Below are 8,057 nucleotides of genomic sequence, written 5' to 3'. Positions count from 1 at the left end.
AGCAAGCTCGCTCCTACAAGGGGCTGTTGATCAGCGGTTTGCTGCGCTCCACTTGGCTCGCGCTGCGTGCAGCTTCTTGTAGCTGTCGATCAGCCGCAGGTGGCGGTCCAGGCCTTCGAGCTGCAGGTTGGTCGGGGTCAGGCCGTAGAAGCGCACGCTGCCTTGCACCGAGCCGATCACCGCGTCCATCCGTTCGTTGCCGAACATGCGCCGCAAGTTGGCCTCGTAGTCGCCCAGCTCCAGCTCGTCGTCCAGCTCCACTTCCAGCACCGCGTTCAGGGCCTGGTAGAACAGCCCGCGCTCGACGGTGTTGTCGTTGTATTGCAGGAACATCTCCACCAGTTCCTTGGCCGGGTCGAACTGCCCCAGGGCCACGTGGATCAGCAGCTTCAGCTCCAGGATGGTCAACTGGCCCCAGGCGGTGTTGTCGTCGAACTCGATGCCGATCAGGGTGGTGATGTCGGTGTAGTCGTCCAGTTCGCTTTCTTCCAGGCGCTCCACCAGCGAGCGCAGGCCGTCTTCGTCCAGGCTGTGCAGGTTGAGGATGTCTTCACGGAAGAACAGCGCCTTGTTGGTGTTGTCCCAGATCAGGTCGTCCACCGGGTAGATTTCCGAGTAGTCCGGCACCAGGATGCGGCAGGCCGTGGCCCCCAGGTGTTCGTACACCGCCATGTAGACTTCCTTGCCCAGGCCCTCGAGGATGCCGAACAGGGTCGCGGCCTCCTCGGCGTTGGCCGCCGCTCTTTCACCGCTGCTGCCCTGGCTGGTGAAGTCCCACTCGACGAATTCGAAATCCGCCTTGGCACTGAAGAAACGCCACGACACCACGCCGCTGGAGTCGATGAAGTGCTCGACGAAGTTGTTCGGCTCCATCAGCGCCTGGCTTTCGAAGGTCGGCTGCGGCAGGTCGTTCAAGCCTTCGAAACTGCGGCCCTGGAGCAGTTCGGTGAGGCTGCGCTCCAGCGCCACCTCGAAGCTTGGGTGGGCGCCGAACGAGGCGAACACGCCGCCGGTGCGCGGGTTCATCAGGGTCACGCACATCACCGGGAACTCACCGCCCAGGGACGCATCCTTGACCAGCACCGGAAAGCCTTGTTCTTCCAGGCCCTGGATGCCGGCCAGAATGCTCGGGTACTTGGCCAGCACTTCCTGAGGCACATCCGGCAGGGCCATCTCGCCTTCGAGAATCTGGCGCTTGACCGCCCGCTCGAAGATCTCCGACAGGCACTGCACCTGGGCTTCGGCCAGGGTGTTGCCGGCGCTCATGCCGTTGCTCAGGTACAGGTTCTCGATCAGGTTGGAGGGGAAATACACCACCTCGCCGTCGGACTGGCGCACATAGGGCAGGCAGCAGATACCGCGCTCGATATTGCCCGAGTTGGTGTCGTACAGATGCGAGCCGCGCAGCTCGCCGTCGGGGTTGTAGATGGCCAGGCAGTGCTCGTCGAGGATCTCCTTGGGCAGCTCATCCTTGCGCCCCGGCTGGAACCAGCGCTCGTCCGGGTAATGCACGAACTCGGCGTTGGCGATCTCTTCGCCCCAGAACTGATCGTTGTAGAAGAAGTTGCAGTTCAGGCGCTCGATGAACTCGCCCAGGGCCGACGCCAGGGCGCTTTCCTTGGTGGCGCCCTTGCCGTTGGTGAAGCACATCGGCGACTGCGCATCGCGGATATGCAGCGACCAGACGTTGGGCACGATATTGCGCCACGAAGCGATTTCGATCTTCATCCCCAGGCCCGCGAGGATCCCGGACATGTTGGCGATGGTCTGCTCCAGGGGCAGGTCCTTGCCGGCAATGTAGGTGCCTTCGCTGGAGCCCGATTGCGGCATCAACAGCGCCTGGGCATCGGCGTCGAGGTTTTCCACTTCCTCGATGATGAATTCGGGGCCGGTCTGCACCACCTTCTTCACCGTGCAACGGTCGATGGAACGCAGGATGCCCTGGCGGTCCTTGTCGCTGATGTCCGCCGGCAGCTCGACCTGGATCTTGAAGATCTGGTTGTAGCGGTTTTCCGGATCGACAATGTTGTTCTGCGACAGGCGGATATTGTCGGTGGGGATATTGCGGGTCTGGCAGTACAGCTTCACGAAGTACGCCGCGCACAGCGCCGAAGAAGCCAGGAAATAATCGAACGGACCCGGCGCCGAACCATCGCCCTTGTAGCGGATAGGTTGGTCGGCCACCACCGTGAAGTCGTCGAACTTGGCTTCAAGTCGAAGGTTGTCGAGAAAGTTGACCTTGATTTCCATGGGGGGCACCGGCATCACAAAGCAAAAAATGGCGGGCATTATCCGGGTTTTTGCGCGGGAAGTGTTGTGGTTTTCGGCGGACGGGTGGATCGCCAGGGCTGGCTGCCGGTCACAGACACCAGCACCCGGCCCCGGGCATCACTCAGGCATTCAGACTTTGAGGATGAAACGATTGGATATCCGCGAATAGCCCAGGGGCAACAACTCGGCTTCGTGCTCCTTGATCAGCTCATGCAGCGCGTTGGCGGTTTCGGCCACCGGCCTGGCTTGCTCCCTGGCCTGTTGCATGACCTGGCACGACTGCCTGAACAGGCTTTCGTAGGCGGGCGAGTTCAGGGACAGGCAGCCAGGGAAGCGCACCGCCTCAAGCGCTGCATCGAACTGGCGGGCGTCGCCACTGTGTTCGAGGTCGTGCAGCAGCTTTTGCAGAAAGGCACTGCCCAGGTTGGAGCCGCTGAGCCAGACCCGATGCCATACGTTCCACAGGTGAAAGTCGCTGAAGGCTTCATAGGAGCAGGAGACCAACTGGTCATTGGTCGCCACCGCGTTCAGGCAATGGCGCTCGACTTCGATGAACTGTTCCCGTTGCCAGCGGTTGCTGCGGGCGGCGTCCAGCACCTTGGGGGCCAGCCTGAGGATGGACTCGAAGGTGGTGATCAACCCCCTGGAGAACAGCGGGTCGATAAACCCTGTGGCTTGCGGCAGGAGGCAGAAGCGATCCCCGACATTTTGCACGCTGCGGTAGTTGATGCGCGGCGCGTAGATCCACTCCCGGGCATTGACCGCATCCTTGAAGTGTTCGCCGATGGCCGGGTACTTTTTCAGCAGTTTGCGAAACTCGATCTCCGGCGCCTCGGTGGGACGGTACTTGGCGTTGTTGAACTGGAAGCCGATGCTGCACAACTGATTGGTGCCCTGCGGGTGGTTGTTGAAGGGGATGACCCACAACCAGCCCTCTTCGAAGATGTGGTGCAAGGTGCTCTTGAACAGTTCGATGGGGGAACGAGTGCGGGACAACGGAGCCAGGGCATCTTCGTAGCTCTTCACATTGAGCATGTGGGTGAAGAATGAGCAGGTGTCGGTCGCCAGCCCTTCGGTGGTGCGCAAGCCCAGTTGGCGGGAAAGCGGAGAGCCCTGGGCAGCAGCGTCAATGATGAACGCGGCCTTGACGGGGGCGGCGTTGGACAATGCCACCTCGACCCCGTCGTCGTTGAGGCTGATCGACTCGATCTTGATGTTCTGTCTGGATTCGGCGCCGTGTTTCAGGGCAATCATCAGGGCGAAATAGTCGATGTCCTGCCGGAAAAGATGGGCTTCCGGCACCTTTAGCGGCGGGGCCACAAGGTGGTCGGGGGACGACGGCGCGTTCTCTTGATGCCAGGCAAAACTGAAGCCCAACTTGATCCCGCAGGCGCTCGAACCGACGTGCTGGATGATCTTGTCGGGGTGCGAGAGGTAGGCGATTTCAGGGATGTCGAAGCGCTTTGAGAGCAAACGCAGCAGAAAACCGCTTTCCGGTGTCGCCGCTTCGCCGACGGAGAATCGTGGGTGCTGGGCCGAGTCGAGGATCAGAACGTTCAGCCCGGACTTCGCGAGGACGGCGCCGGTCAGCGCGCCGGCGATACCACTACCGATGATAATGACGTCGTACTGATTCATGATGTCTGGCTCTTGTCTTGCAAGGTGGTCGCTCTGGAAAGCGCTGAATGCATTGCGGTATCGAAATGCAGGGTGGCCAGGGTCTGCGGTATTTCCTTTTCAAACGGCAAGTCCCAGTAAGGCGTGCTGCCGATCGAGCGTTTCAACTCATTGATGAACAGGCGGGTCTTGGCCGGGACAACGCTGCTGCGTGCCCTCAGTGCGTAGATCGCTCCCTGTTGCGGATCGGCCTCGCAATATTCGTCGAGCAGCGACACCAGTTGACCGCTGGCGATCTGTTCATGCACCAGCCAGGTGGGCGCGTGGATGATTCCTATGCCCTGAAGGGCGCCGTCCACCAGCAACTCGGAACTGTTGACCGATAGCCGGCTGCTGGGCATGAGCTTCTTGAGCAGGCCATCGACCTTGAATTGCCAGGTCAGTGAGAAGTTGCTGCAGGTGCTGTGGATCAGGCAGGCATGTTGGTACAGGTCTTCAAGAGTTTGCGGACAGCCGTGTTGCCGGATGTATTCCGGGCTTGCGCAGAGCACACGCCGCATATCCGCAAGTTTCGTTGGAATCAGATTGCTGTCCGGCAATATGCCCAGCTTGATACAGATATCGACGTTATCGATGCTGGGGTCGAGAGCTTTGTCGTTAAGCGAGAATTCAATTTTCAAACCGGGATGATGGTTCAGTATTCTGCTCAATAAAGGCGCTACATGGCGCCGTCCAAAGGCCACGGGTGCTGAAACCTTGAGAACGCCTAGGGTCGATGCAGTGTGTTCTTTTACTTCTGATCTAGCATGCCCAATGCATCTCGAAATGTTCTTTGCATGTTCGAGAAAGAGCAGGCCTGTTTCGGTAAGTATCAAGCATTTTGTCGATCGATTGAATAGGCAGGTTTCAAGTTCTTTTTCGAGGCTATTGATTCTGCGCATCACCGAAGAAGGTGGGATGCCAAGTAGTCTTCCTGTTTCGGAGAAACTACCCGTTTTAGTTACGGATATATAAAGGTCTATGTCATTGACAACGCCTAGCGCCTTCATTCCTAAATCCTTTTAGAATTTTTAGTGTCTTATTTTTGTAAAGGCAAATTACAAATAGATCATGACAGCCTCCTTAGTACGACTAGGCTTTTTGTTTGTCAAGCAGTGCTGGGGCCATGATTAGTTGGCTTTGGGAAAATTGATTCATAACATTTCAGGCGCCACAGCTCTACCCGGCGCAGAGCGGAACACCGTCCAAGTGTAAGGCTTGGTTTGCACTATCTGGATACAAAAATAGTTCTAGTGGCTAATTGCGCAGAGCGCCAAAACTATGCTTGGGCGCTCGAAGATGACTTTCTGAAGGCCGTCATATAGGCCTGTGGAACATCGTTAAGTTGTGTTGGCTTCGATGTTGTCGGGGCTGTTTTGCCTTTGCGGATATGCAAAGGCCTTTTGCAAAAACGGCTATTCACAAGTGCATTCTTATTGAGGATTGTAGACGGGTTTTCCCAACCCACGATTGTCGAATGCAGGAGCGTACGTCTATGGACGGAGAGGAAGTTAAAGAAAAGATTCGTCGCTACATCATGGAAGATTTGATCGGGCCAAGTGCAAAGGAAGATGAGCTTGATGACCAGACTCCACTACTGGAGTGGGGCATTCTCAACTCGATGAATATCGTCAAGCTCATGGTCTACATCAGGGATGAAATGGGTGTCTCGATTCCAAGTACCCATATCACCGGCAAATATTTTAAAGACCTGAATGCAATATCCAGGACTGTCGAGCAACTAAAGGCCGAGTGCGCCTAACAGGGAGTGGGCAATGAGCGATCATGATTATGATGTAGTGATTATCGGTGGCGGGCCGGCGGGTTCGACCATGGCCTCCTACCTGGCAAAAGCCGGTGTCAAATGCGCGGTGTTCGAAAAAGAACTGTTCGAGCGCGAGCATGTTGGCGAGTCGCTGGTACCGGCCACCACTCCGGTGCTGCTGGAAATCGGGGTGATGGAAAAGATCGAGAAAGCCAACTTCCCGAAGAAGTTCGGCGCTGCCTGGACCTCGGCAGATTCCGGCCCCGAAGACAAGATGGGCTTCCAGGGGCTGGACCACGATTTCCGTTCGGCGGAAATCCTCTTCAACGAGCGCAAGCAGGAAGGGGTCGATCGCGACTTCACGTTCCACGTCGACCGCGGCAAGTTCGACCGCATTCTTCTGGAGCACGCAGGTTCGCTGGGGGCCAAGGTCTTCCAGGGCGTGGAGATCGCTGACGTCGAGTTTCTCAGCCCGGGCAATGTCATTGTCAATGCCAAGCTGGGCAAGCGCAGCGTGGAGATCAAGGCCAAGATGGTGGTGGATGCCAGCGGTCGCAACGTGCTGCTGGGCCGCCGGCTGGGCTTGCGAGAAAAGGACCCGGTCTTCAACCAGTTCGCGATTCACTCCTGGTTCGACAACTTCGACCGCAAGTCGGCGACGCAAAGCCCGGACAAGGTCGACTACATCTTCATTCACTTCCTGCCGATGACCAATACCTGGGTCTGGCAGATCCCGATCACCGAAACCATTACCAGCGTGGGCGTGGTTACGCAGAAGCAGAACTACACCAACTCCGACCTCACCTATGAAGAGTTCTTCTGGGAAGCGGTGAAGACCCGGGAAAACCTGCATGACGCGCTGAAGGCATCGGAGCAGGTCCGCCCGTTCAAGAAAGAGGCGGACTACAGCTACGGCATGAAAGAAGTCTGTGGCGACAGCTTCGTGCTGATCGGCGATGCCGCACGGTTCGTCGACCCGATCTTCTCCAGCGGCGTCAGCGTTGCACTCAACAGTGCGCGCATCGCCAGCGGCGACATCATCGAGGCGGTGAAGAACAACGACTTTAGCAAGTCCAGTTTCACTCACTACGAAGGCATGATCAGGAATGGCATCAAGAACTGGTATGAGTTCATCACGCTCTATTACCGCCTGAACATCCTCTTCACCGCGTTCGTTCAAGACCCACGCTACCGCCTGGACATCCTGCAATTGCTGCAAGGGGACGTCTACAGCGGCAAGCGCCTGGAAGTGCTGGACAAGATGCGCGAAATCATCGCTGCGGTTGAAAGCGACCCGGAACACCTCTGGCACAAGTACCTGGGCGACATGCAGGTTCCTACCGCCAAACCCGCGTTCTAAACACTAAACACCCAGTCGAAGGAGATGACTGAATGGATGCTCGTGCGCCCATGGATTTTGAACCCATTGCAATCATCGGGAGTGGATGCCGCTTTGCCAAAGGTGCATCGACCCCCGAGGCATTCTGGGAGCTCCTTCGTGCTGGGACCGATTTTGTCGGACCGGTTCCCGCAGAGCGCTGGGACACAGCGGCGATCTACGATGAGAGCGCTGCTGAAACCGGTACGACCTACAGCAAGGTGGGGGCGTTCCTCGAGCACATCGACCGCTTCGATGCGCATTACTTTGGCATCTCGGCCTCTGAAGCCAAGGAAATGGACCCCCAGCAGCGCCTGCTGCTGGAGGTCGCCTGTGAAAGCGTGGCCCGTGCCGGCCTGACCCGCGAGCAGCTCAAAGGCAGCAGGACCGCGGTCTATGTCGGCATGCTGGGCATGGATTACCTGGCACTGCACTCCCGCGAGGCCGGGATCGAACAGATCAACCCCTACTATGCCGCCGGCAAGGAATTCAGCTTCGCCGCCGGGCGTATTGCCTACCACCTGGGTGTTCATGGGCCGGCAATGACCGTGACCACTGCATGCTCTTCTTCCCTGGTGGCCATGCACCTGGCCTGTCGCGCCTTGCAGGCAGGGGAGGCGGACATGGCCCTGGCCGGAGGGGTGAACCTGATGCTGGCGCCGGACCTGACGATCTACATGAGCCAGATCAGGGCGATCTCGCCCAGTGGCCGCTGCCGGGTATTCGATGCGGCGGCCGACGGGATCGTCCGGGGCGAAGGCTGCGGGGTCACGGTGCTCAAGCGCCTGGCAGATGCCCTGCGCGATGGCGATCCGATCCAGGCTGTGATCAGGGGCTCGGCGATCAACCAGGATGGCGCCAGTGCCGGCCAGACCGTGCCCAACGCCAATGCCCAGGCTGCGGTGATCAGCCAGGCCCTGAAAGTGGCCGGCTTGAGCGTGGACGACATCGACTATGTCGAGGCCCACGGCACCGGTACGCCCCTGG

6 protein-coding genes are annotated in these 8,057 nt (G+C 58.5%); 3 read left to right on the top strand and 3 right to left on the bottom strand.

Annotated elements, in window-relative coordinates; genetic code table 11:
• Positions 1-30: 30 nt before the first annotated feature.
• The 3 genes from F6S12_RS28360 to F6S12_RS28350 form a co-directional block, all read right to left on the bottom strand.
• Entirely contained in the window at positions 31-2,250 is a 2,220-nt protein-coding gene (locus F6S12_RS28360) for an OsmC domain/YcaO domain-containing protein (RefSeq protein WP_011061075.1), read from the bottom strand.
• A gap of 150 nt (positions 2,251-2,400) precedes the next feature.
• Entirely contained in the window at positions 2,401-3,909 is a 1,509-nt protein-coding gene (locus F6S12_RS28355; protein WP_315869591.1) for an NAD(P)/FAD-dependent oxidoreductase, read from the bottom strand.
• Positions 3,906-4,937, bottom strand: coding sequence for a LysR family transcriptional regulator (locus tag F6S12_RS28350; protein ID WP_011061077.1), 1,032 nt, complete (start codon positions 4,935-4,937; stop codon positions 3,906-3,908). The genes F6S12_RS28355 and F6S12_RS28350 overlap by 4 nt, the downstream gene beginning before the upstream one ends.
• Positions 4,938-5,422: 485 nt before the next feature.
• Here F6S12_RS28350 and F6S12_RS28345 point away from each other — a divergent pair, with 485 nt between their 5' ends.
• The 3 genes from F6S12_RS28345 to F6S12_RS28335 form a co-directional block, all read left to right on the top strand.
• Positions 5,423-5,689, top strand: a complete 267-nt coding sequence (locus F6S12_RS28345) for a phosphopantetheine-binding protein (RefSeq protein WP_011061078.1) — start codon at positions 5,423-5,425, stop codon at positions 5,687-5,689.
• A 13-nt stretch (positions 5,690-5,702) separates the two neighbouring features.
• Positions 5,703-7,052 carry an NAD(P)/FAD-dependent oxidoreductase gene (locus F6S12_RS28340; protein ID WP_011061079.1) on the top strand — a complete coding sequence of 450 codons (1,350 nt, stop codon included), beginning with the start codon at positions 5,703-5,705 and terminating at the stop codon, positions 7,050-7,052.
• A gap of 32 nt (positions 7,053-7,084) precedes the next feature.
• The coding region (locus F6S12_RS28335) for a polyketide synthase (protein ID WP_315869590.1) at positions 7,085-8,057 on the top strand (973 nt) is incomplete at its 3' end.

Source organism: Pseudomonas sp. JV245A, from assembly GCF_032424515.1.
GTDB lineage: Bacteria > Pseudomonadota > Gammaproteobacteria > Pseudomonadales > Pseudomonadaceae > Aquipseudomonas > Aquipseudomonas protegens.
This window is presented reverse-complemented; position numbering and strand designations above follow the sequence as displayed.

What these genes read in the sequence shown, in the direction of transcription:
- F6S12_RS28360 (WP_011061075.1), bottom strand. Translation starts at nt 2,250, where the DNA reads ATGGAAATCAAGGTCAACTTTCTCGACAACCTTCGACTTGAAGCCAAG.
- F6S12_RS28355 (WP_315869591.1), bottom strand. Translation starts at nt 3,909, where the DNA reads ATGAATCAGTACGACGTCATTATCATCGGTAGTGGTATCGCCGGCGCG.
- F6S12_RS28350 (WP_011061077.1), bottom strand. Translation starts at nt 4,937, where the DNA reads ATGAAGGCGCTAGGCGTTGTCAATGACATAGACCTTTATATATCCGTA.
- F6S12_RS28345 (WP_011061078.1), top strand. Translation starts at nt 5,423, where the DNA reads ATGGACGGAGAGGAAGTTAAAGAAAAGATTCGTCGCTACATCATGGAA.
- F6S12_RS28340 (WP_011061079.1), top strand. Translation starts at nt 5,703, where the DNA reads ATGAGCGATCATGATTATGATGTAGTGATTATCGGTGGCGGGCCGGCG.